Origin of the sequence: Bradyrhizobium genosp. P (assembly GCF_049949265.1) — a bacterium.
Classification (GTDB): domain Bacteria; phylum Pseudomonadota; class Alphaproteobacteria; order Rhizobiales; family Xanthobacteraceae; genus Bradyrhizobium.
In genome coordinates this window covers 6,330,120-6,350,839 of sequence record NZ_CP188195.1, presented here as the reverse complement: position 1 = coordinate 6,350,839, position 20,720 = coordinate 6,330,120, and the positions used below count along the sequence as shown (strand labels likewise).

Sequence of the window (20,720 nt, the reverse complement as noted above, 5' to 3'; positions counted from 1 at the left end):
CTATAGATGCTTGCTGGATTCGCCATGTCGAGGCCTGCTGACATGATTCTCGTGCCCTGATGCGCGCGAGCTCGCTTGCGACCCGCCTGTTCGTCTCGGCGACCGCCTGGGTGGTGGTGATCCTGGCGATCACCGGCGTCATCCTGTCGTCGGTCTATCGCGACGCGACCGAGCGTGCCTTCGATCGCCGTCTGAATCTCTATCTGCGGACGCTGATCGCCGAAGTTGCGACCCCGGACGAGCCGCCGGACCGCCAGTTCCAGTCGCTCGGCGAGCCGCTGTTCGATCTGCCGCTGTCCGGCTGGTACTGGCAGATCACCCGCACGGACACCGAGAAGGGCGAAACCCGCGCCTCGCGGTCGTTGTGGGACAAGAAGCTGCCGAAACTCGAGGAGCATGGCGCGGAACTGACCGCCGCCGGGGTTCGCCTCGGTTATGTCGACGGCCCGGAAGGCCAGAGCCTGCGCATGGTGGAGCGGCCGGTCGATCTCGGTGCCGACGGCAAGTTCCTGGTCAGCGTCGCCGGCGATGCCACCGAGATCTTCGATGAGACGCGCAGCTTCGACTACTATCTCGGGGGCACCTTCGCCGCGCTCGGCATCGTGTTGCTGCTGACCACGATCTTTCAGGTCCGCTACGGCCTCGCGCCGCTGAAGCGCATCTCCGACTCGATCGCCGATATCCGCTCCGGCCGCGCCGAGCGGCTGGAGGGTCAATTTCCGGTCGAGATCGCGCCGCTCGCGCGCGAGACCAACGCGCTGATCGATGCCAACAGGGAGATCGTCGAGCGCTCGCGCACCCATGTCGGAAATCTCGCCCATGCGATCAAGACACCGCTTTCGGTGATCGTGAACGAGGCAGCCGCGCATGCCGCCGATCCCTTCGCCAGCAAGGTGCTGGAGCAGGCCGACGTGATGCGGGACCAGGTCGCCCATCACCTGGAGCGCGCGCGCATCGCGGCCCGCGTCACCATCGTCAGCACCATCACCGAGGTCGCGCCGGTCATCGAGGCGCTGCGCCGGACCATGGAGAAGATCCATCGCGACCGCGCCATCTCGATCGAGGCGAAGGCCGACCCGGCGGCGCGGTTCCGCGGCGAACGGCAGGATCTGGAGGAGATGGTCGGCAATCTCGTCGACAATGCCTGCAAATGGGCGGCCTCGCAGGTGTTCATCGAGGTGATCGTCAAGCCGCCGGATGAGCCGGGCGCCGGGCACAAGCTGTGCATCGTGGTCGATGACGATGGACGCGGCCTGTCCGAAGCCGAGCGCGCCCAGGTGTCGCGGCGCGGCCAGCGGCTCGACGAATCAAAACCCGGCTCGGGGCTCGGCCTGTCGATCGTGACCGATCTCGCGGGCCTTTATGGCGGCAATCTGACGCTGCGGAACGCGCCGATCGGCGGCTTGCGGGCGGAACTGGTGTTGCCGGGGGTATAGCCCGCGTGCACCTGTCCAGCCCTTGGTCTTGAGGCCGTCGTTATTCCTAAACGACTTCTTAACGCGCCCACTTCTATGATCCAAAGCAGACACACTGCGGCAGTCCGCGGGGCGCGCACCAAGCATTTAATACCTGACGCATGAGCCAGAGTTCGATCGAGCGGTTGAGGGATTATCTCGCGCAGCTGCCGCCGCAGGCGCAGGCGTTGCTGATGCGGGAGTTCGAGCGCGCCATCGAGCGCGGCGAAGAGGTCACCGTCGCCAACCTGGTACTGGAGCAACTGCGCAAGATCGTCCGCGGCGCCGAGGAGGACGAGGAAACCCGGCCGCGCACCGATGACCCGGCGCGGCTCCTGTTCCGTCCGCTTGAGCCGTTTCTCGCCGAGACCAATTTCCCGACCCGAGTGGGCCAGATCCGTCGCGCTTCGCTGCTGCCGCTCTGGCAGTGGCTGGTCCGCGAGGGCGCGCCCCAAGCTGCCCGCGAATTCGAGACTGCACTTGCAGCGGCTCACGAGAGCGCTCCGATGGAGGCTGCAGCGCGCAAGTTCCAGCTCGCGGCTGCGGAAGCCATCATCAAAATCGCGGCGCCGGTTCAAGGGGCCGACCGCCAGCGTGTGTTGTCGCGTATCGGGGCGCCCAGCGTCGTCGAGGACCTCTTGCCGATCGGTTTGGTTTTGCAGACGCGCGATGCGCTGGAGACGTTCGGGAGCCGCCAGCCGGCCCAGGTCCGGGTATTTGCCGAAGCGCAGATCGCTTCCGTCACGGAGGCGCTCAAGGTTCCGTCGCTGCAGACCCCGCAACTGCTGCCGTACGCGCTGTCGTTGATTGCGCAGCGGCTGGCCGCGCCATGGCAGATCATTCGCCTGGCCATCAAGATGGCAGGCTCCGACGATGAGTTGCGGGTCGCAGCAACCCCTTACGGCGTCGCCGTCACGATCGCCCTGCATGACCTGTCGTTCATCGCGGCCTGTTTGCGAACCGATATCAAGCGCGGCCAATTCGACGATGTCGGTGAGCAGCTCAAGACCCTGCATGATGGCGTCCGGGGCCTGCGTACCGAACTCGATTTGCGCAACGATTCTGCCTGGGGCCGCCAGCTCACCTCGATCCGCGCCGAAATCTCGAACGCGCTTCAGTCGGAAATCGATAGCGTGCCCGGCCGGGTGCGCCGCATCCTGCGGCAGCGCGCCGAAAAGGACATTGGCGCGGGTGCCAAGATCGATATGTCGGAGGTCGAAGACGCAGCCGCGTTGATCGATTTCGTCGCGGTATGCCGCACCTATGCCAGCGAACTCGCCATCAACGAGGTGACGCTGCGGACCTATTCCGACTTGCAGCACTATGTCGAACAGTCGACCGAGGGCCTGGTGCAGTCGCTGCGCGGCGGGGAAGCGCGGGTACTTGCCTTCCGCCAGCAGCAGGTCAAGGCCGCGATCCGCTTCTGCGAGGTGCTGTTCGGGCACGATTACGCCGCGCTGATGAAGCGCGCGGCCGAGAACGCCATGACCGGCGAGCGCAAATCCTCTCGCGCGAGCTAGCATCACATTCCGATCACGAACAAATCATCGGCGAGCCGCTGGATGGCACCGGCAAGGTCGGCTAGTCCCGGCCGCGCCGAACCGCCTCCTTTTTCGGGTTTCCAAGCGATGCACCTGAGACGACTGCTTTATGTTGCCGCCGTTGCCGCCGCCGCGCTCGGTTCACCCAGCGCCTTCGCGCAGTCGGCCGACCAACCGGCCTATGGACCGGAATTGCAGGGCTTCGAGTATCCCTATCCGGTGGCGCATTATCGTTTCAGCTCGCAGGGCCAGGAGCTGGACATGGCTTATCTCGACGTGAAGCCCCAGTCGCCGAACGGGCAAACCGCCGTGCTGCTCCATGGCAAGAATTTCTGCGCCGCTACCTGGGAAGGCACCATCAAAGCGCTGAGCGACGCAGGCTACCGGGTCATCGCGCTTGATCAGATCGGTTTCTGCAAGTCGAGCAAGCCGGAAGGCTACCAGTTTACATTCCAGCAACTCGCGGGCAACAGCCGCGCTTTGCTTGCCTCGTTGGGAATCGAGCACTCGATCGTGGTCGGCCACTCGACCGGTGGCATGCTGGCGATGCGTTATGCTCTGATGTACCCCAATGCGGTCGACCGCCTGGTGCTGGTTGACCCGATCGGCCTCGAGGACTGGAAGGCCAAAGGCGTGCCATGGCTCAGCTTGGACGATTTGATGAAGCGCGAAGCACGCGTCACCGCGGACAGCATCCGCGCCTACGAGCGTGCCACCTACTACGCCGACACCTGGGATCCATCCTACGAGCGATGGGTGCAGATGCTGGCCGGGATGTATCACGGCCCTGGCCGCGCCGCCGTTTCCGCAAGCTCGGCGCGGCTCTATGATATGATCGCCACCCAGCCTGTGTTCTACGAGTTCGAACATATCGCACCGCCGACGCTGCTGTTTGTCGGCGACAAGGACACCACTGCGATCGGCAAGGACACAGCGCCTCCCGAGATCCGCAAGACGCTCGGCAACTATCCGGTGCTCGGCAAGGAGGCGGTGAAACGGATTCCGCACGCGCAGTTGATCGAATTTCCCGATCTCGGCCATTCGCCGCAGATCCAGGCGCCGTCCCGTTTCCACGAAGCGTTGCTCGGTTGGCTCAAGAATCCGGCGACGGGGACGTCGCAGGTCAAATAGACGCGCCGCCCGTCACGAACCGGAGATATTACCGTCGCTGGCGGCGTTGGACGCAGGCGCGGTCAACCCGGGTGAAAACCGCGTGATTTCCGCGCCGTGCCGATCCAGTAATTGTCAATTGCCGGGCTCACCGCCGGTAGTGTAAAGCGAATCTAAGGTAGCTTGCCGGAAGCCGCCGTTCCGCCCGGGAACCGCTTGATGACGCTGTGGTTTGTGTTCGCGCTGATGACGGTCGCGGCGATCTTTGCCGTGCTGTGGCCGCTCAGCCGCGGCCGGGCGGCCAGCATTGGCGGCAGCGAGGCGGTCGTCTACCGGGATCAGCTTGCCGAAATCGACCGCGACATGGCCGCGGGCATCATCGGCGCCGCCGAGGCTGACGCCGCGCGGGTCGAGATCAGTCGCCGGCTGCTCGCGGCCTCGGACCAAAGCGAGCGCGAAGCGCCGGTCCAAGGCAATCTCAAGCTGCGACGCATGGCCGCGACTCTGGCCTTGGTCGGACTGCCGGTCATCGCGGCCGGCTTCTACCTCACGCTCGGTTCGCCACAGCTCGGCGATTTTCCGCTGTCCGCCCGCAGCCGGGTCGCCGACGCCAACCAGCCGCTGGCCAATCTGGTGGCGCAGGTCGAGGCTCACCTGGAAAAGAACCCGACCGACGGCCGCGGCTGGACCGTGCTGGCGCCGGTGCTGTCGCGTCTGGGTCGCTACGATGATGCGGTCCGTGCCTACCGCAATGCCATCACCTATGCTGGCGACACCGCCGACCGCCGCGCCGACCTCGGTGAAGCGCTGATGGGAGCGGCCGGTGGCGTCGTCACGACGGAAGCCAAGGCGGAGTTCGAGCGCGCGATCGCGCAGCAGGCCGACGACGCCAAGGCCAACTATTTCCTCGGTCTCGCCGCCGAGCAGGACGGCCGCAAGGCTGACGCCGCCGCGATCTGGCAGGGGATGTTATCGAAGGCGCCGTCCGACGCGCCGTGGCGGCCCATGGTGCAGGCCGCCCTGGTGCGGGTCGGTGGCGTCAGCGCCCCGGCGCTGCCCGAGGGGGCAATGGCTGCGGCCAAGGACATGAGCGAGGCCGATCGCGGCACGATGATCCATGGCATGGTCGACCGGCTCGCGACGCGCCTCAAGCAGAATGGCGACGATGTCGAGGGCTGGCTGCGGCTGGTCCGCGCCTATCTCGTGATGGGCGAGCGCGACAAGGCAATGAGCGCGCTTGCGGATGCCCGGCAGGCGGTCGCCAACGATGCGGAGCGGTTGCGTCAGCTCAATGAAGGGCTGAAGAATCTGGGGCTGGATGGATAGCGCATGACGCCGAAAAACAAGCAGCGGCTTTCGGAGGACGTCATGCGCAAGGATGGACCATGACCAGGAAGCAACGCCGTTTGACTTTGATCGGCTGCTCGCTCGCGGTGCTCGCGATTGCGGCAGCATTGGTACTGAACGCGCTGCGCGATTCCATCGTGTTCTTCTCGACGCCGTCGACGGTGGCGGAAAAGCATATCAGCCCGGGCAGACGCTTTCGCCTCGGCGGCCTGGTGGAAAAGGGGTCGCTCAAACGCGGCGACAATCTGGCGGTGACCTTCACTGTCGCCGACGGCAGCGCGACGCTGCCGGTTGCCTACAAGGGCATCCTGCCGGACCTGTTCCGCGAAGGGCAGGGTGTCGTCGCCGAAGGCGCGCTCGATGCCTCCGGCGTGTTTCGCGCCGACACCGTGCTTGCCAAGCATGACGAAAACTACATGCCGAAGGATGTCGCCGATGCCCTCAAGAAACAGGGCCATTGGAAGGACGACTACGGCGCCAAGCCGACGGCCGCGGCGGCGCCGGCACCCACGCAGGGAGCCATGCGATGATCGCGGAAAGCGGACATTATGCCTTGGTGCTTGCGCTCGGGCTGGCGCTGATCCAGTCCACCGTGCCGCTGCTCGGCGCGCGCTGGCGCGACGTCGCGCTGATGAACATCGCGCGCTCGACGGCGCTCGCCCAGTTGCTGTTCGTCGCCCTCTCGTTCATCGCGCTGGTGACGCTGCACGTCACCTCCGACTTTTCGGTCGTCAACGTCTACGAGAATTCGCATTCGCTCAAGCCGCTGATCTACAAGATCACCGGCGTGTGGGGCAATCACGAGGGATCGATGCTGTTATGGGTGTCGATCCTGGCGCTGTTCGGCGGGCTCGTCGCGGCCTTCGGCAACAATTTGCCGCTGTCGCTGCGCGCGCATGTGCTGGCGGTGCAGGCGTGGATCGCCAGCGCCTTCTATCTCTTCATCCTGATCACCTCGAATCCGTTCCTGCGCATCGCGAATCCGCCGATCGAAGGACGTGATCTCAACCCTGTGCTGCAGGACATCGGCCTCGCGGTGCATCCGCCGATGCTCTATCTCGGCTATGTCGGCTTCTCGATCTCGTTCTCGTTTGCGGTGGCTGCCTTGCTGGAAGGCCGGATCGACGCCGCCTGGGCACGCTGGGTCAGGCCATGGACGCTCGTTGCATGGATATTCCTGACGCTGGGCATCGCGATGGGCTCCTACTGGGCCTACTACGAGCTCGGCTGGGGTGGCTGGTGGTTCTGGGACCCCGTCGAGAACGCCTCGCTGATGCCGTGGCTTGCGGGTACGGCGCTGCTGCACTCGGCGCTCGTGATGGAGAAGCGCAACGCGCTGAAGGTCTGGACCATCCTGCTGTCGATCCTTACTTTCTCGTTGTCGTTGCTCGGTACCTTCCTGGTGCGCTCGGGCGTGCTGACATCGGTTCATGCATTCGCGACCGATCCGACGCGCGGCGTCTTTATCCTGCTGATCCTCTGCATCTTCATCGGCGGCAGCCTCTCGCTCTTTGCATGGCGGGCGTCGGCATTGAAGCAGGGCGGCCTGTTCGCGCCGATCTCGCGCGAGGGCGCGCTGGTGCTGAACAATCTCTTCCTCATCACGGCATGCGCGACCGTGTTCATCGGCACGCTGTATCCGCTGGCGCTCGAGGTCCTCACGGGTGAGAAGATTTCGGTCGGCGCGCCGTTCTTCAATCTCACCTTTGCGCCGCTGTTCGTGCCGCTGATGATTGCGGTGCCGTTCGGGCCGCTGCTGGCCTGGAAGCGCGGCGACCTGCTCGGTGCGGCGCAGCGGCTGGTGGCGGCCGGCATCGCGGCGCTGGTCGCGATCGCCCTGGTCTGGGCGTGGACCTATGGCGGCGCGACGCTGGCGCCGCTCGCGATCGGGCTCGCGGTATTCGTGATCGCCGGTTCGCTATGCGATCTCGCGGAGCGCGTCGGGCTGTTCCGTATTCCGCTGGCGCTCTCGCTGCGTCGCGCGAGGGGACTGCCGCGCGCGACCTGGGGCACGGTGTTTGCGCATGCCGGTGTTGGCATCGCGCTGATCGGAATCGTCTGCGAGACCACCTGGAACAGCGAATATATCGGCACCATGAGGCCGGACGACGTCGCGGCCATCGCCGGCTACCAGTTGCGGCTCGACGGCATGACACAGCGCCAGGGACCGAATTTCCGCGAAATGATCGCGCAATTCACCGTGAGCCAGGATGGCGAGAAGATCAGCTTGATGACGCCCTCGAAGCGCAACTTCACGACACGCGGCTCGTCGACGACGGAGGCTGCGTTGCTGACGCGCGGTGCGAGCCAGCTCTACATCTCGCTCGGCGACACCACGGCTGACGGCGCGATCGCAGTGCGGATCTTTCACAAGCCGTTTGTGCTGCTGATCTGGTGGGGGCCGGTGCTGATGGCTCTTGGCGGCATGCTGTCGCTGTCCGACCGCCGCTTGCGTGTCGGTGCGCCGAAGCCGGCCCGGGCCGCGCGTGCGTTGCAGGCGGCCGAATGATGCGGTCGCGGCGCATCCTCATCGGCGTGCTTGCGGCGGTCCTGATGATCGCCGCGGCGCCGGCCTTTGCGGTGCAGCCCGACGAGATCATGACCGATCCCGCAAAGGAGGCGAGGGCGCGCGAGCTGTCCAAGGAACTGCGCTGCATGGTCTGCCAGAACCAGTCGATCGACGATTCCGAAGCACCGCTGGCGCGCGATCTCCGGCTTCTGGTGCGCGAGCGCATCGCAGCCGGCGACAGCGACGGGCAGGTGATGGATTTCCTGGTCGCGCGTTACGGCGAATTCGTGCTGCTGAAGCCGCGTTTCAACCCGCACACGTTGCTGCTCTGGCTGGTACCGCCGCTCGCGCTTTTCGGCGGAGGATTTGCGCTCTGGCGCACCAGCCGGCGCCGGGCAAATACGACGAAAGGCGGGGACGATCCCGATCTCGCGCTGACCGCCGACGAGCAGGCGCGTCTGGAACGGCTTCTGACCGCGGAATCGGCTCCGGACAGGCCGATTTAGGCCCGCGTAAGCCTTTCAATCGCCTGCGCTATTCTGCCGCACGTCGTGCTGGCTTGATTACCAAAGTTTAATTCCGCAGCCAGCGCGCGGTAAGGCTGATGACCCCATGTTCAGACCCATCAGGTGCCTGCCCCCGCACCGAAGATTCCGGCCTTGGAGATTTCAAGAAATGACCGACCGTCCCGACCTCTCGTCCTTCCCGTCCTACAAGGCGCCGAAGCGCTCCCTGTTCTCCGCCCGCAGGTTCGCGCTGATGGCCTCTGTCGTCGCGGGCCTCGGCGTTGCCGGCTACGGCCTCAGCCCCTCGCACAATCCCGGCGATCTGTTCTCGACCCCCGCGCATGCGCAGGTCAACAACGAGGTCAAAAACGTTCAGCAGCCGATCGGCTTTGCCGACATCGTCGAGCGCGTCAAGCCGTCGGTGATCTCGGTGAAGGTCAACATCCACGAGAAAGTCGCCAAGGACGACGGCAATGACGATTCGCCGTTCCAGCCGGGTTCGCCGATGGAGCGCTTCTTCCGTCGCTTCGGCGGTCCGGATGGTATGCCCCCGGGTCTGCGCGGTGGACCGCGTGGTGGTGGCGTGGTGACCGGCCAGGGTTCTGGCTTCTTCATCTCTGCCGACGGCTACGCCGTGACCAACAACCACGTCGTCGACGGCGCCGACAAGGTCGAAGTAACGACCGATGACGGAAAGACGTATTCGGCCAAGGTGATCGGCACCGATCCGCGGACCGACGTCGCGCTGATCAAGGTCGAGGGCGGCTCCAACTTCCAGTTTGCCAAGCTCTCCGACACCAAGCCGCGCATCGGCGACTGGGTGCTGGCGGTCGGCAATCCCTTTGGTCTCGGTGGCACCGTGACTGCCGGTATCGTGTCGGCCTCCGGCCGTGACATCGGCAACGGTCCGTATGACGATTTCATCCAGATCGATGCGCCCGTGAACAAGGGCAATTCCGGCGGACCGGCGTTCGACATGTCGGGTGAGGTGATGGGCGTCAACACGGCGATCTACTCGCCGTCCGGCGGCAGCGTCGGCATCGCGTTCTCGATTCCGGCGGCGACCGTGAAGAGCGTCGTTGCCCAGCTGAAGGACAAGGGCTCGGTCAGCCGCGGCTGGATCGGCGTCCAGATCCAGCCAGTGACCTCCGACATCGCCGACAGCCTCGGCATGAAGAAGGCCGAAGGCGCGCTGGTTGCCGAACCGCAGGCCAATGGCCCGGCGGCCAAGGCCGGCATCGAGTCGGGCGACGTCATCACCGCCGTCAACGGCGAGCAGGTGAAGGATGCCCGCGAGCTCGCCCGCACCATCGGCGGCCTGGCCCCCGGCAATGCGGTGAAACTGAACGTGTTGCACAAGGGCCAGGACAAGGTCGTCAACATCACGCTCGGCCAGCTGCCGAACAGTCTGGAAGCCAAGGCTGATACCGATAACGGCGATCAGGGCAACAACGCAACCCGCGGCACCGACGTGCCGAAGCTCGGCCTGACTGTCGCGCCCGCCAACAGCGTGGCCGGCGCCGGCAAGGACGGTGTGGTCGTCACCGAAGTCGATCCCAAGAGTGCTGCCGCTGAGCGGGGCTTCAAGGAAGGCGACGTGATCCTCGAGGTCGCCGGCAAGACCGTCGGCACCGCCGGTGAGGTGCGCGATGCGATCACCGCGGCGCGCAACGACAACAAGAACAGCGTTCTCATGCGCGTGAAGAGCGGCGGTTCGTCGCGCTTCGTGGCAGTGCCGCTGGCCAAGGGCTAACTATATGAGATGGGAAGTGTCGCCGGCATCAGTCGCCCCCGCCGACGGCGCTTTCCGGGGGGCGGGCCCTTTGCCCGCTCCCCTCGGTACCTTTCGATGGAATACGCCCCCCTCCGTCGGAAGGGCTAAGGGCGGTGAGGTCCCCCAGCTTCACCGCCCGCTTTTTTCACCTTCGCATGATCCGGAAAAGCGGAAGCCGGCTTTCCGGACCGATCATGCGACAGCGGCAATTCGAGATCATGCGCGGTCGTCTTGCATGTGCAGGCCGGCCGCGCCATGGTGAGAAAAGGCCAATTCCCGTGACCGCAACCGCCCCGCAAATGCGCATCCTGATCATCGAAGATGACCGCGAGTCCGCCGACTATCTGGTCAAGGCGTTCCGGGAAGTCGGTTACGTCGCCGATCTCGCCGCCGACGGCGAGGAAGGCCTGTCGATGGCCGACAGCGGCGACTACGATGTGCTGGTCGTCGACCGCATGCTGCCGAAGCGTGATGGCCTGTCAATGATCGGTAGCTTGCGCGAAAAGGGCAACCGGACGCCAGTCCTGATCCTCTCCGCGCTCGGCCAGGTCGATGACCGCATCAAGGGCCTGCGCGCCGGCGGTGACGACTACCTGCCGAAGCCTTATTCGTTTGCCGAGCTGCTCGCGCGCGTCGAGGTGCTGTCGCGCCGCAATGTCGGCCCCGCCGAGGAGACCACCTACCGGGTCGGCGATCTCGAGCTCGATCGCCTTTCGCATCGCGTCGCCCGCGGCAAGGACGAGCTGACACTGCAGCCGCGCGAGTTTCGCCTGCTCGAATATCTGATGAAGCATGCCGGACAGGTGGTGACGCGCACCATGCTTCTCGAAAATGTCTGGGATTATCATTTCGATCCGCAGACCAATGTCATCGACGTGCATATTTCGCGGCTGCGATCCAAGATTGACAAGGGCTTCGAACGGCCGCTGCTGCACACGATCCGCGGCGCGGGGTACATGATCCGCGACGGGATCAGGTAAGACGCGATATTGACCGTCTTCCAACCGTCGATGAGCCCGGCATCACTGCCTGAGCGGGACTTTCTTCGATCGGCGGGACCAGTCAACCCGTTGCCCGAGGCAGAGAGCCCCTTGCTGTAATCTCTGCTGAAATCTCTTCGATCGTCTTGCGCTGCTCCATGGCGGCGCGTCGGATCAGCGCAAAGGCAGCCGGCTCTGCGATGGCATGCGAATGCATCACCTGGAGAACCGCGGCAAGCACGACGCGACGCGACCGAAGGCGCTGTTCCAGCTTCGAGACTTGCTGCTTCAACTCGATAGTTCGCTCGCTTCGCTCGAACGCCAGCACCAGTGCCGCATAGATGCCTGCGGAGCGCAGTGGCTTGACCAGGAACGACGCCGGGTCGAGTTCCAGCACGAGCTTCAGGCGGCTCGGCGTCTCAGTGCCGAGCAGGACGATGACCGGGCCCTGTCCGAGGAACGCGCGCTGTGCGGGTGAGGTCAGCGGCAGGAAATCGTCGTCGATCAGCGTCACGTCCGGGCGGCAGTCGACCGCCTCGCCAGGCTCACATGCAACGATGTCGATGCCGAGACGTTCGAACTGGCGCCGGACTATCGAGGCGTCGCGCTCGTCCTTGATGGCGACGAGCGCCTTGCGTCCGCGCAGTGAAAATGAAGACGGCTTGCTCATTTCACAACCCGCAAATGAGGCGCATTCGGCGCTCCGTCCCTTGCGGTCTCCCGCGCGGGGCTGACGGCGACGTCGAGCTGCGTCAGATAGGGATCCGGCTTAACCGGGGCGTCGGCTTCCCAGAAGATATCGAACTGTCCTTCCGCGTTCGAGACGGCGAGCCGCGGCGTCAGGACGCAGTGATTGTTGCTGCCGTCGATCCAGACCGGCCCTTGCGGTGAATTGTAGCGATGGCCTGCCGCCGCGCGCCGCACCTCGCCGATGCCGGTCGTGCCGGCGCGCTGCAACGCGCGCGCCAAGAGATAGACCGCGACGTAGGTCGACTGGCCGTCGACGGAGGGGCTGCTGTCGTCGCCGTAACGCGCCTTCCAGCGCGCGACGAAGGCGCGGTTCTCGGGCAGGCGGATGCTTTCGAAATAGGCCGACGAGGTGATGCACCCGGCCGATGCCGGTCCGACAATCTTGAGCTCCGGTTCGCACAGGCTGCAGCTCACCATCGGGATGTTGAGGCCCGCGGACATGGTTGCAGCATGGAAGGCGCGGATGAATTCGTAGCTCGAGCTGCCGACCAGCGTATTGAAGACCACCGGTGGCCTGCGACGGACGATCTCGTCGACGATGTGCCCGACCGCGCCTTCACCAAGCTCGAGCAATCGTTCGGCGAGGATGCGTCCCTGCGCCGCGGCCACCAGCTCGCGCGTGACGCGATTGGTCTCCCAGGACCAGACATAGTTGGAGCCGACGCAAAAAATCTCGCGCGACAGATTGTCCAGCACGTAGCGTACGAGCGGCAGGACATTGTGGTTTGGCGACGCGCCGACATAGATGACGTTGTCAGAGCATTCGAACCCTTCGTAACGCGCGGGGTGCCAGAGCAGGCGGTCGGTGCGCTCGACGATCGGAAGCACCTGCTTGCGCGATGCCGAGGTGTAGCAGCCGACGATGTGCTCGACGCCGACGTTGCGGATGAGGTCGTCGCAGGCCGTATGATATTCCGAAACGACACCGCGGGGATCGCGGACATGGGCGGTGATCGAGAAGTCGAAGTCGGTTTCGTTGTTGATCTCGTCGACCGCCATCAGGGCGCTCTTGAGCAGCTCGCGTCCCATGGCCTGATAGGGGCCGGACTGCGAGCAGATGATGCCAACTGGAATGGACGGCTTCGTCATCGACGACTTTCGGCAGCGCTGGACAGTGAGGAAACCATCATCGCCGATGTCAGTGCAAGAGGTCATGCCGATTTGCTGCGCAACGGCGTCGTGAAATTTGTGCAGCCTGCCTCGTTGACAATGCGCAGGAGAGTTCCTTACAGTTTTCTTCCACAGGGCTTCCTGTCGAACCTTGCGTGCTTCGATCTGGCCGATGACGTCCCGATCCCTGCATGAAGTGCTCCGTTCGATCCTGGGCCCACGCGATAGATCATAGCCGCGGCATTTGAGCCATTCGTCACCTCGTTTCGGAGGGACGGGTGGCTTTTTGCTTTTGCCGCCAGGGAAATTGGCGACGTATCCGCGTCGTCAAGCCGGAGACGCATGCGCGGCGATCGGTCGTGCCTGCGCTTCGGCTCAATAGAGAACGCGGGGATGAAGGTGATGGCGACGACGGATCTTCACTATCCAGATCTTCACTATCTCGGACTCGTTGAGGTCGGGCAGCAGATCCACACAAGGAAGCTGTCGCCTGTCGAAGTGACGAAAGCGATGCTCGAACGGATCGAGCGGCTCGACGGCAAGCTCAAGAGCTACGCCTATGTCATGGCCGAATTTGCGCTGGCGGAAGCGGCCGTGGCCGAGAAGGAGATCGCGTCCGGCAAGGTCAAGGGACCGCTGCACGGCGTACCGATCGCGGTCAAGGATCTCTGCTGGGTCAAGGGCGCCCCGGCGGCGCACGGCATGATCATCCATCGCGACTTCCGTCCGAGCGAGGACGCCACCGTGGTGGTGCGGCTCAAGGAGGCCGGCGCGATCATCCTCGGCAAGCTGCAGCAGACCGAGGGCGCCTATGCCGACCATCACCCGAAGATCGACCCGCCGAAAAATCCCTGGAATGCGGATCTTTGGCCCGGCGCTTCGTCGAGCGGTTCGGGTTCCGCCACCGCGGCGGGTCTCTGCTTCGGATCGCTCGGAACCGACACTGGCGGATCGATCCGCTTTCCCTCGGCTGCCAACGGCATCACCGGCCTGAAGCCGACCTGGGGACGGGTCAGCCGTTACGGCGCCTTCGAACTCGCGGCTACGCTTGACCATATCGGGCCGATGGCGCGCAGCGCCGTCGATTGTGGTGCCATCCTGGCCGCGATCGCGGGCCAGGATCCCAAGGACACGACGTCGGTGCCGTTACCGGTGCCCGACTATCTCACGGGCCTGTCGGGCGATTTGCGCGGCGTGGTGATCGGGGTCGACCGGCGCTGGACCAGCGAAGGCACTGATGAGGCTGCGAGCAAGGTGCTGAGCGAAGGCCTGCGCGTTGCGGCCGATCTCGGTGCGAAGATCAAGGACATCACTTTCCCCGATCCCGTGGCCGTGATCGACGATTGGTTCCCGCTGTGCGGCATCGAAGTGGCCGTCGCGCATGAGGAGACCTATCCATCACGCAAGGACGAGTATGGCCCGGGACTTGCGGGACTGCTCGATCTCGGCCGGCAGCAGTCCGGCATGGACTATCAGAAGATCGTGCTGCGGCGCGAGACGTTTCGGGGCGCGCTGCGGCTGCTGTTCGAGAAGGTCGATCTCATCGCGGTCCCCGCCCAGGCCTTTGCCGCACCCACGCTCGCCAAGATGGCGACGCTGACCGAGGACCCTTCCCTGATCGGCGGACTGCTCCGCTTCACCTGTCCATTCGATATGACCGGCAGCCCTACCGTCACGCTTCCCGGCGGCTTCGCTCCAAACGGCGGCCCGGTTGCCTTCCAATTTGTCGGCCGCCATTTCGACGAAGCGAGCCTCGTCCGTGCGGGCGATGCATTCCAGCGCGTCACCGACTGGCACAAGCGCCATCCCGCGATCTGAGTTGAGGAGTCCCTGGTATGAGTGAAGATTGGTTGACCAGTTCCATCATGGCGAAACGGGCCGTCGCAAAAGGCGCGACCGGTGCAACCCTTAGTCTGACGATCGAGCAGCAGGGTGGCTTCCACTACGTCTACGGACCCTACGCAAAGCCGACCCTCTCGATTGATCCCGGCGACGTCGTTGTGGTCGAAACCGAGGACGCGTTTGGTGGCGTCCTCACGAGCGAGAGCGACAGTCCCACCGCAAAACTGAACTTTCCCTACCTCAACCCGCAATGCGGGCCGATCGCCGTCACGGGCGCCAGGAAGGGCGATTGCCTCGCCATCCATATCCGCGATGTCGAGACGCGCGGCGCGCAGCCGGCTGGAACGACCTGCATCATCCCGGAGTTCGGCGGCCTGGTCGGAACCGCATCCACGGCGTTGCTCAATCCGCCGCTGCCGGAACGTGTGAAGAAGCTGCATGTCGACAGGAACGGCGTGCGTTGGAGCGACAAGATCACGCTGCCTTACGAGCCGTTCATCGGCACGATCGGCGTCTCGCCCGAGATCGAAGCGATCTCCTCGCTGCAGCCGGACTATCACGGCGGCAATATGGATCTGCCCGATGTCGCGCCCGGCGCCATCATCTATTTCCCGGTGCACAGCGAAGGCGGGTTGGTCTATGTTGGCGACTGTCACGCCACGCAGGGTGACGGCGAACTCTCCGGCGTTGCGCTGGAACAGCGTGCCACGGTTACGCTGCAGATCGATCTGATCAAGAACTGGAGCTTCGCCTGGCCGCGGCTCGAGACCCGCGACTTCATCATGACGATCGGCAGCGCCCGCCCGCTGGAGGACGCCGCCCGCATCGCCTATCGCGAGCTCGTACGATGGATGAGCGCCGATTACGGCTTCGACGAGATCGACGCCTACATGCTGCTCAGCCAGGCCGGTCGCATGCGGCTCGGCAACATGGTCGACCCGAAATACACGATGGGGGCGTCAATCCTCAAGAATTACCTCAAGGCATGACTTCCAACAGTTTTCAAAACCAAAAGGACATCACGATGAATTCCGGACGTATGCTTGGAATTGCCGTTCTTGGTGCCGTTCTTGGCGCCGTGCTCGGGACGGCCGCGCTGGGTGTTGCTCAGGCGGCCGATCCGCCGCTGAAGGTCGGCCTGCTCGAGGACGTCTCCGGCGATCTCGCGTTCATGGGCATGCCGAAGCTTCATGGCTCGCAGCTGGCCGTCGAGGAGATTAACAAGAGCGGGGGCATTCTCGGACGGCAGATCGAACTGATCCATCTCGATCCGCAGGGCGACAACGCCCGCTACCAGGAATTCGGCCGCAGGCTGCTCAATCGCGATAAGGTCGACGTTCTGATCGGCGGCATCACCTCGGCCTCGCGCGAGGCCCTGCGTCCGATCGTCGATCGCACCTCCACGCCATACATCTATACGAACCAGTATGAAGGCGGCGTCTGCGACGCCAGCATGATCAGCATGGGCGCGGTGCCCGAGCAGCAGTTCTCGACCCTGATCCCGTGGATGGTCGAAAAGTTCGGCAAGAAGGTCTACGTCATCGCGGCCGACTATAATTTCGGCCAGATCTCAGCGGAATGGAACCGCAAGATCATGAAGGATCTCGGCGGCGAGGTCGTCGGCGAAGAGTTCATCCCGCTCGGCGTGTCGCAGTTCGCGCAGACGATCCAGAACATCCAGAAGGCAAAGCCGGACTGGCTGTTGACGATCAATGTCGGCGCCGCGCAGGACTCGTTCTTCGAGCAGGCCGCCGCGGCGAACCTCAACCTGCCGATGGGCTCGTCGATCAAGATCATGCTCGGATTCGAGCACAAGCGCTTCAAGCCACCGGCCCTCAACAACATGCATGCCACCGCGAACTGGTTCGAGGAGATCGACACACCCGAAGCCAACGACTTCAAAAAGCGCTGGCACGCCAAGTTCCCCGACGAGCTCTATATCAACGACATGGGCTACAACGCCTACAACGCGCTCTACATGTACAAGACGCTGGTCGAGAAGGCGAAGTCGACCAAGCTCGAGGATTTACGCAAGGTGATTGCCACGGGTGATGCCTGCATCGATGCGCCCGAAGGCAAGGTCTGCATCGATCCGAAGAGCCAGCACACGTCTCACCGGATGCGCCTGATCTCGGTCGGTCCCAAGCACGAGGTCACGGTCGAGAAGGACTATGGAACGATCCAGCCGTACTGGCTGGGCCAGATCGGTTGCGACCTCACCAAGAAGAACGACAAGGATCAGTACACGCCGAGCCATCTTCCCAGCAAGTCGTGACACATCTCGGGCACGAATCTTGCTCGTGCTGGGTGTCGAGGCTTCGAGCCGAGCCGGCGCCGCAATGATGCGGCGCCGCGATCAGGGAGGCCAGAATGTCGGCTGAACTCTTCTCGCTGTTCTATCAGTTCGCTGACGTCTTTGCGTTCCTGATCCTCTCTGCCGCCGGTCTTGCCATCGTGTTCGGGATGATGGGCGTCATCAACATGGCGCATGGCGAGTTCATCATGTGCGGCGCCTATGTGACCGTCGGGCTCGTGAATCTGGGCGTACCGCTCCCGATTGCCCAGATCCTTGCGGCGCTGACGGCAGGGCTCATCGGTGTTGCCGTCGAATTCCTCATCGTGCGGCGCTGTTACAAGCGTCCGCTCGACTCGCTGCTTGCCACCTGGGGCCTCAGCCTGATCGTGACGCAATCGATGCTGCTGATCGTCGGCTCTGCGGTGCGCGGCATCGGAACGCCGGAGGGAAGCTTCGCGATCGGCGACTACACGTTCTCGACCTATCGGCTCGTGCTGTTCGGCTGTGCGGTCGCAGTGCTGGTTGGCCTCTACATCATCTTCATGAAGACCCGCTTCGGCGTCATCGCGCGAGCGACCATGCAGAATGCGGCGATGGCGAAGGCGCTCGGGGCACGCACCGGGCGGATCTATGCGATCAGTTTCGGTATCGGGACTGGCCTCGCGGGACTCTGTGGCGCGCTGTATGCGCCGACCATGACGCTGATCCCGACCATGGGCGCGACCTTCGTGGTCGAGAGTTTCGTCACGGTAGTGATCGGCGGTGCGAATGTCCTGCTCGGAACCGCGCCGGCCGCGGTGTTCCTCGCGGTGATCCGGATGACACTAAACGCGAGTTACGGGCAGATCATTGGACAGATAGGCATGCTGTTTGCAGTCATTCTGATCATACGTGTGCTGCCCGAAGGACTGTCCAGTGTGCTGGTTCGTCGTGGGCGCTAGGCGGGGAAGCTGATGTTCAAGCTGCTCGATGGTCGGCAGACGCTCGGACGGGGCAAGATCTTCTGGTCCTGCTTCCTTGCCGTGCTGGTCTGCGCGCTGATCTATCCGCTGTTCGCCGACTCCTATGACGTCGGCAACTTCTCCTACTTCCTGATCTGGATCTTCATGGCGCTCGGCCTCTGTCTGATGTGGGGCTATGGCGGCATGCTGTCGTTCGGGCAGACCTTCTTCTTCGGTATCGCCGGCTACGGCTATGGCGTGCTCGCCATCGACATGGGCGGCGGCTCGGCAACGATCGCCGCACTCGTGCTCTCCGTTATGGTCGCGATGGTTGCGGCCGGAATCCTCGGCTACTTCATGATCTGGGGCGGCATCAGCGGTATCTTCTTTGGCATCGTGACGCTGTCGGCGACGCTGGTCCTTGCGTTCTTTCTCGGACAGACGGCAGGTCCGGAATGGCACATCGGTCCCGCGCGGCTGAACGGCTTCAACGGCATGAAAGGAATGGACCCGCTCGCGATCGGTGACGTCTACATCGAGGGCTCGGCGCTCTATTACCTCATGATCGCGCTCATCGTGATCGTCTATCTCGCGCTGCGCATGCTGGTGAACTCCGGGATCGGCAATGTGATCGTCGCGACGCGGGAGAATCCGCAGCGTGCCGAGATGCTCGGATATGACGTCCGCAAATATCAGCTCCTGACCTTCGTCATCGGCAGCGGCCTCGCCGGTCTCAGCGGCGCGCTGTACACCTCCTGGGGGCAGTTCATCACACCATCCAGCATCGGCCTGCCGGCGGCCGCGATGCCGATCGTGTGGGTGGCGTTCTCCGGCCGCAGCGATCTGACCGCGACACTGGTTGGATCATTCCTGTTGCTGTTCGGCTTCCAGACCATCACGGTCTATAGCCAGCAGACGGCGCTGGTTCTGATGGGTGCGCTGCTGCTCGCCACCGTGATGCTGGCGCCGCAGGGTTTTGTGCTTGGCATCGGCAAGTTTGTTGTCGACCGCTGGACTGGGCGTCGGCGGGGTGATGCGAGTTCCGCGCTGGCTGACGCCAGCCGCCTGCAATCGGATGAGACTTGATCATGGCGCTGGTCGAAGTGAAAGACGTGAGCAAGCGCTTCGGCGGATTGACGGCCGTCTCTGACGTCGATCTGACGGTCAACGCCGGAGAAATTCACTGCCTGATCGGGCCCAACGGGGCCGGGAAGAGCACGCTGTTCAAGTTGATCGTCGGCCTCTATCCCCCGACCAAGGGCAGCATCTTCTTCGATACGGTCGATATTACCGCCGAACGTCCCTATGCGCGGGTGCAGCGGGGCATGAGCATCAAGATGCAGGCGCCGAGCGTCTTCAAGGAACTGCCGGTGCGGCAGAACATCCAGATCGCGCTGCAGGAACGCTTCTCGGGGCCTGAACGAAGCGTCGAGGAAGACCGCCTGCTGACGCTGCTGAATCTGGCGCCGGACAGTGGCAAGCTGGCCGGCGCGCTGTCGCACGGCCAGCAGCAATGGCTTGAGATCGGCATGGCGCTGGCGCTGCAACCGCAGCTCCTGTTACTGGACGAGCCGACGGCCGGGATGTCGCCGGAGGAAACCTTCAAGACTGGCGAGCTCATCAAGTCGTTCAACGCCGAGGGCATGACGGTTCTGGTGGTCGAGCACGATATGGCGTTCGTGCGCCAGGTCGCCCAGCGTGTCACCGTGCTGCATCTCGGCAAGATATTCGCGCGCGGCAGCCTCGAAGCCATCCTTGAGGACGAGAAGGTCGCGGAAATCTACCTGGGTAAGACCCATGCCCACTGATCGAATCCTCGACGTGTCGGGACTGTGGGCGGGCTATGGCGCGACGCCGATCCTGCAGGGCGTCAGCATGTCGGTCTCGCGCGGCGAGATCGTCGGCGTGATCGGCCGCAACGGCGTCGGCAAGTCGACCTTGATGCGATGCCTGATCGGTCTGCTCCAGACCTGGCGCGGCACGATCACCTTCATGGATCAGGACGTAACGCAGCTCGAAGCCGACGCCCGAGCGCGCGCCGGCTTCGGCTACATTCCGCAGGGCCGCGACGTGTTTCCGCAGATGAGTGTAGAGGAAAACCTGCAGGTCGGCGAACTGATCGGCGGCCCGGACGGAAAGAAGTTACCGGACCTGGTCTACGAATATTTTCCGCGATTGAAGGAGCGCCGACGCCAGGTCGCGGGCACCATGTCGGGCGGCGAGCAACAGCAGCTCGCGATCGGGCGCGCGCTGATCGGCAATCCTTCGTTGATGATCCTCGACGAGCCGTCCGAGGGCATCCAGCCGTCGATCGTCTTGCACATCTGCGAAGCCTTGAAGTCGTTCCGGGACGAACTCGGGACGACGATCATCTTCGTCGAGCAGAATCTCGACACGATCCTGGCGATCGCCCAGCGCTGTTACATCATGGAAAAGGGCACGATCGCGCGTTCGCTGACCGGCGAGGACGTCAACGCGGGCAATGTCCGCGCGCAGCTGCTGCTTTGACGAACTCACAACACACGAAGCAATACGTTCTCTGAAAAGAAGGGGGAGTCGA

At 64.0% G+C, this 20,720-nt stretch carries 18 protein-coding genes; 16 read left to right on the top strand and 2 right to left on the bottom strand.

The window, feature by feature from the left end; all coding sequences use genetic code 11:
* Positions 1-59 precede the first annotated feature (59 nt).
* The 9 genes from ACP2YO_RS30670 to ACP2YO_RS30630 all read left to right on the top strand — a co-directional run bounded on the left by ACP2YO_RS30670 (position 60) and on the right by ACP2YO_RS30630 (position 11,221).
* A complete protein-coding gene (locus ACP2YO_RS30670) occupies positions 60-1,436 on the top strand; it encodes an ATP-binding protein (RefSeq protein WP_426434875.1) in 1,377 nt (458 codons plus the stop codon).
* Positions 1,437-1,576: 140 nt separating this feature from the next.
* On the top strand, positions 1,577-2,974 hold the full coding sequence (locus ACP2YO_RS30665; RefSeq protein WP_426434874.1) for a hypothetical protein: 1,398 nt from the start codon (positions 1,577-1,579) through the stop codon (positions 2,972-2,974).
* A 108-nt stretch (positions 2,975-3,082) separates the two neighbouring features.
* The gene (locus ACP2YO_RS30660; RefSeq protein ID WP_426434873.1) at positions 3,083-4,126 is read left to right on the top strand and encodes an alpha/beta fold hydrolase; all 1,044 of its coding nucleotides are present in this window, start codon (positions 3,083-3,085) and stop codon (positions 4,124-4,126) included.
* Between the two features lie 198 nt (positions 4,127-4,324).
* A complete protein-coding gene (gene ccmI / locus ACP2YO_RS30655; protein WP_426434872.1) occupies positions 4,325-5,431 on the top strand; it encodes a c-type cytochrome biogenesis protein CcmI in 1,107 nt (368 codons plus the stop codon).
* Between the two features lie 59 nt (positions 5,432-5,490).
* Positions 5,491-5,982 carry a cytochrome c maturation protein CcmE gene (gene ccmE / locus ACP2YO_RS30650; RefSeq protein ID WP_426434871.1) on the top strand — a complete coding sequence of 164 codons (492 nt, stop codon included), beginning with the start codon at positions 5,491-5,493 and terminating at the stop codon, positions 5,980-5,982.
* Entirely contained in the window at positions 5,979-7,961 is a 1,983-nt protein-coding gene (locus ACP2YO_RS30645) for a heme lyase CcmF/NrfE family subunit (RefSeq protein WP_426434870.1), read from the top strand. The genes ccmE and ACP2YO_RS30645 overlap by 4 nt, the downstream gene beginning before the upstream one ends.
* The gene (locus ACP2YO_RS30640; RefSeq protein WP_426434869.1) at positions 7,961-8,467 is read left to right on the top strand and encodes a cytochrome c-type biogenesis protein; all 507 of its coding nucleotides are present in this window, start codon (positions 7,961-7,963) and stop codon (positions 8,465-8,467) included. The genes ACP2YO_RS30645 and ACP2YO_RS30640 overlap by 1 nt, the downstream gene beginning before the upstream one ends.
* A gap of 169 nt (positions 8,468-8,636) precedes the next feature.
* Positions 8,637-10,220: a Do family serine endopeptidase gene (locus ACP2YO_RS30635; protein ID WP_426434868.1), complete on the top strand. Its 1,584-nt coding sequence runs from the start codon at positions 8,637-8,639 to the stop codon at positions 10,218-10,220.
* Positions 10,221-10,540: 320 nt separating this feature from the next.
* Complete coding sequence (locus ACP2YO_RS30630) at positions 10,541-11,221, top strand: winged helix-turn-helix domain-containing protein (protein ID WP_426443353.1); 681 nt, start codon at positions 10,541-10,543, stop codon at positions 11,219-11,221.
* Between the two features lie 82 nt (positions 11,222-11,303).
* Here the strand turns inward: ACP2YO_RS30630 and ACP2YO_RS30625 are convergent, their stop codons facing one another.
* Together ACP2YO_RS30625 and ACP2YO_RS30620 are read right to left on the bottom strand one after the other, a co-directional pair.
* Entirely contained in the window at positions 11,304-11,891 is a 588-nt protein-coding gene (locus tag ACP2YO_RS30625) for an ANTAR domain-containing response regulator (protein ID WP_426434867.1), read from the bottom strand.
* Complete coding sequence (locus ACP2YO_RS30620; protein WP_426434866.1) at positions 11,888-13,060, bottom strand: transporter substrate-binding domain-containing protein; 1,173 nt, start codon at positions 13,058-13,060, stop codon at positions 11,888-11,890. The genes ACP2YO_RS30625 and ACP2YO_RS30620 overlap by 4 nt, the downstream gene beginning before the upstream one ends.
* Positions 13,061-13,483: 423 nt before the next feature.
* Here ACP2YO_RS30620 and ACP2YO_RS30615 point away from each other — a divergent pair, with 423 nt between their 5' ends.
* From ACP2YO_RS30615 to ACP2YO_RS30585, 7 genes are all read left to right on the top strand, one after another.
* Entirely contained in the window at positions 13,484-14,899 is a 1,416-nt protein-coding gene (locus ACP2YO_RS30615; protein WP_426434865.1) for an amidase, read from the top strand.
* A 17-nt stretch (positions 14,900-14,916) separates the two neighbouring features.
* A complete protein-coding gene (locus ACP2YO_RS30610; RefSeq protein ID WP_426434864.1) occupies positions 14,917-15,912 on the top strand; it encodes an acetamidase/formamidase family protein in 996 nt (331 codons plus the stop codon).
* Between the two features lie 35 nt (positions 15,913-15,947).
* Complete coding sequence (locus ACP2YO_RS30605) at positions 15,948-17,198, top strand: urea ABC transporter substrate-binding protein (protein WP_426434863.1); 1,251 nt, start codon at positions 15,948-15,950, stop codon at positions 17,196-17,198.
* A 95-nt stretch (positions 17,199-17,293) separates the two neighbouring features.
* Positions 17,294-18,160, top strand: coding sequence for an ABC transporter permease subunit (locus ACP2YO_RS30600; RefSeq protein WP_426434862.1), 867 nt, complete (start codon positions 17,294-17,296; stop codon positions 18,158-18,160).
* Between the two features lie 12 nt (positions 18,161-18,172).
* Positions 18,173-19,246 (top strand): branched-chain amino acid ABC transporter permease, encoded by a 1,074-nt coding sequence (locus ACP2YO_RS30595; RefSeq protein ID WP_426434861.1) that lies wholly within the window; start codon positions 18,173-18,175, stop codon positions 19,244-19,246.
* A 2-nt stretch (positions 19,247-19,248) separates the two neighbouring features.
* On the top strand, positions 19,249-19,968 hold the full coding sequence (locus tag ACP2YO_RS30590) for an ABC transporter ATP-binding protein (protein WP_426434860.1): 720 nt from the start codon (positions 19,249-19,251) through the stop codon (positions 19,966-19,968).
* Entirely contained in the window at positions 19,958-20,668 is a 711-nt protein-coding gene (locus tag ACP2YO_RS30585) for an ABC transporter ATP-binding protein (protein WP_426434859.1), read from the top strand. Before ACP2YO_RS30590 ends, ACP2YO_RS30585 begins: the two co-directional genes overlap by 11 nt.
* Positions 20,669-20,720: the final 52 nt, after the last annotated feature.

Bases quoted from the DNA above. Each gene is read 5' to 3' on its own strand.
- ACP2YO_RS30670 (WP_426434875.1), top strand. From the start codon at position 60: ATGCGCGCGAGCTCGCTTGCGACCCGCCTGTTCGTCTCGGCGACCGCC.
- ACP2YO_RS30665 (WP_426434874.1), top strand. From the start codon at position 1,577: ATGAGCCAGAGTTCGATCGAGCGGTTGAGGGATTATCTCGCGCAGCTG.
- ACP2YO_RS30660 (WP_426434873.1), top strand. From the start codon at position 3,083: ATGCACCTGAGACGACTGCTTTATGTTGCCGCCGTTGCCGCCGCCGCG.
- ccmI (WP_426434872.1), top strand. From the start codon at position 4,325: ATGACGCTGTGGTTTGTGTTCGCGCTGATGACGGTCGCGGCGATCTTT.
- ccmE (WP_426434871.1), top strand. From the start codon at position 5,491: ATGACCAGGAAGCAACGCCGTTTGACTTTGATCGGCTGCTCGCTCGCG.
- ACP2YO_RS30645 (WP_426434870.1), top strand. From the start codon at position 5,979: ATGATCGCGGAAAGCGGACATTATGCCTTGGTGCTTGCGCTCGGGCTG.
- ACP2YO_RS30640 (WP_426434869.1), top strand. From the start codon at position 7,961: ATGCGGTCGCGGCGCATCCTCATCGGCGTGCTTGCGGCGGTCCTGATG.
- ACP2YO_RS30635 (WP_426434868.1), top strand. From the start codon at position 8,637: ATGACCGACCGTCCCGACCTCTCGTCCTTCCCGTCCTACAAGGCGCCG.
- ACP2YO_RS30630 (WP_426443353.1), top strand. From the start codon at position 10,541: ATGCGCATCCTGATCATCGAAGATGACCGCGAGTCCGCCGACTATCTG.
- ACP2YO_RS30625 (WP_426434867.1), bottom strand. From the start codon at position 11,891: ATGAGCAAGCCGTCTTCATTTTCACTGCGCGGACGCAAGGCGCTCGTC.
- ACP2YO_RS30620 (WP_426434866.1), bottom strand. From the start codon at position 13,060: ATGACGAAGCCGTCCATTCCAGTTGGCATCATCTGCTCGCAGTCCGGC.
- ACP2YO_RS30615 (WP_426434865.1), top strand. From the start codon at position 13,484: ATGGCGACGACGGATCTTCACTATCCAGATCTTCACTATCTCGGACTC.
- ACP2YO_RS30610 (WP_426434864.1), top strand. From the start codon at position 14,917: ATGAGTGAAGATTGGTTGACCAGTTCCATCATGGCGAAACGGGCCGTC.
- ACP2YO_RS30605 (WP_426434863.1), top strand. From the start codon at position 15,948: ATGAATTCCGGACGTATGCTTGGAATTGCCGTTCTTGGTGCCGTTCTT.
- ACP2YO_RS30600 (WP_426434862.1), top strand. From the start codon at position 17,294: ATGTCGGCTGAACTCTTCTCGCTGTTCTATCAGTTCGCTGACGTCTTT.
- ACP2YO_RS30595 (WP_426434861.1), top strand. From the start codon at position 18,173: ATGTTCAAGCTGCTCGATGGTCGGCAGACGCTCGGACGGGGCAAGATC.
- ACP2YO_RS30590 (WP_426434860.1), top strand. From the start codon at position 19,249: ATGGCGCTGGTCGAAGTGAAAGACGTGAGCAAGCGCTTCGGCGGATTG.
- ACP2YO_RS30585 (WP_426434859.1), top strand. From the start codon at position 19,958: ATGCCCACTGATCGAATCCTCGACGTGTCGGGACTGTGGGCGGGCTAT.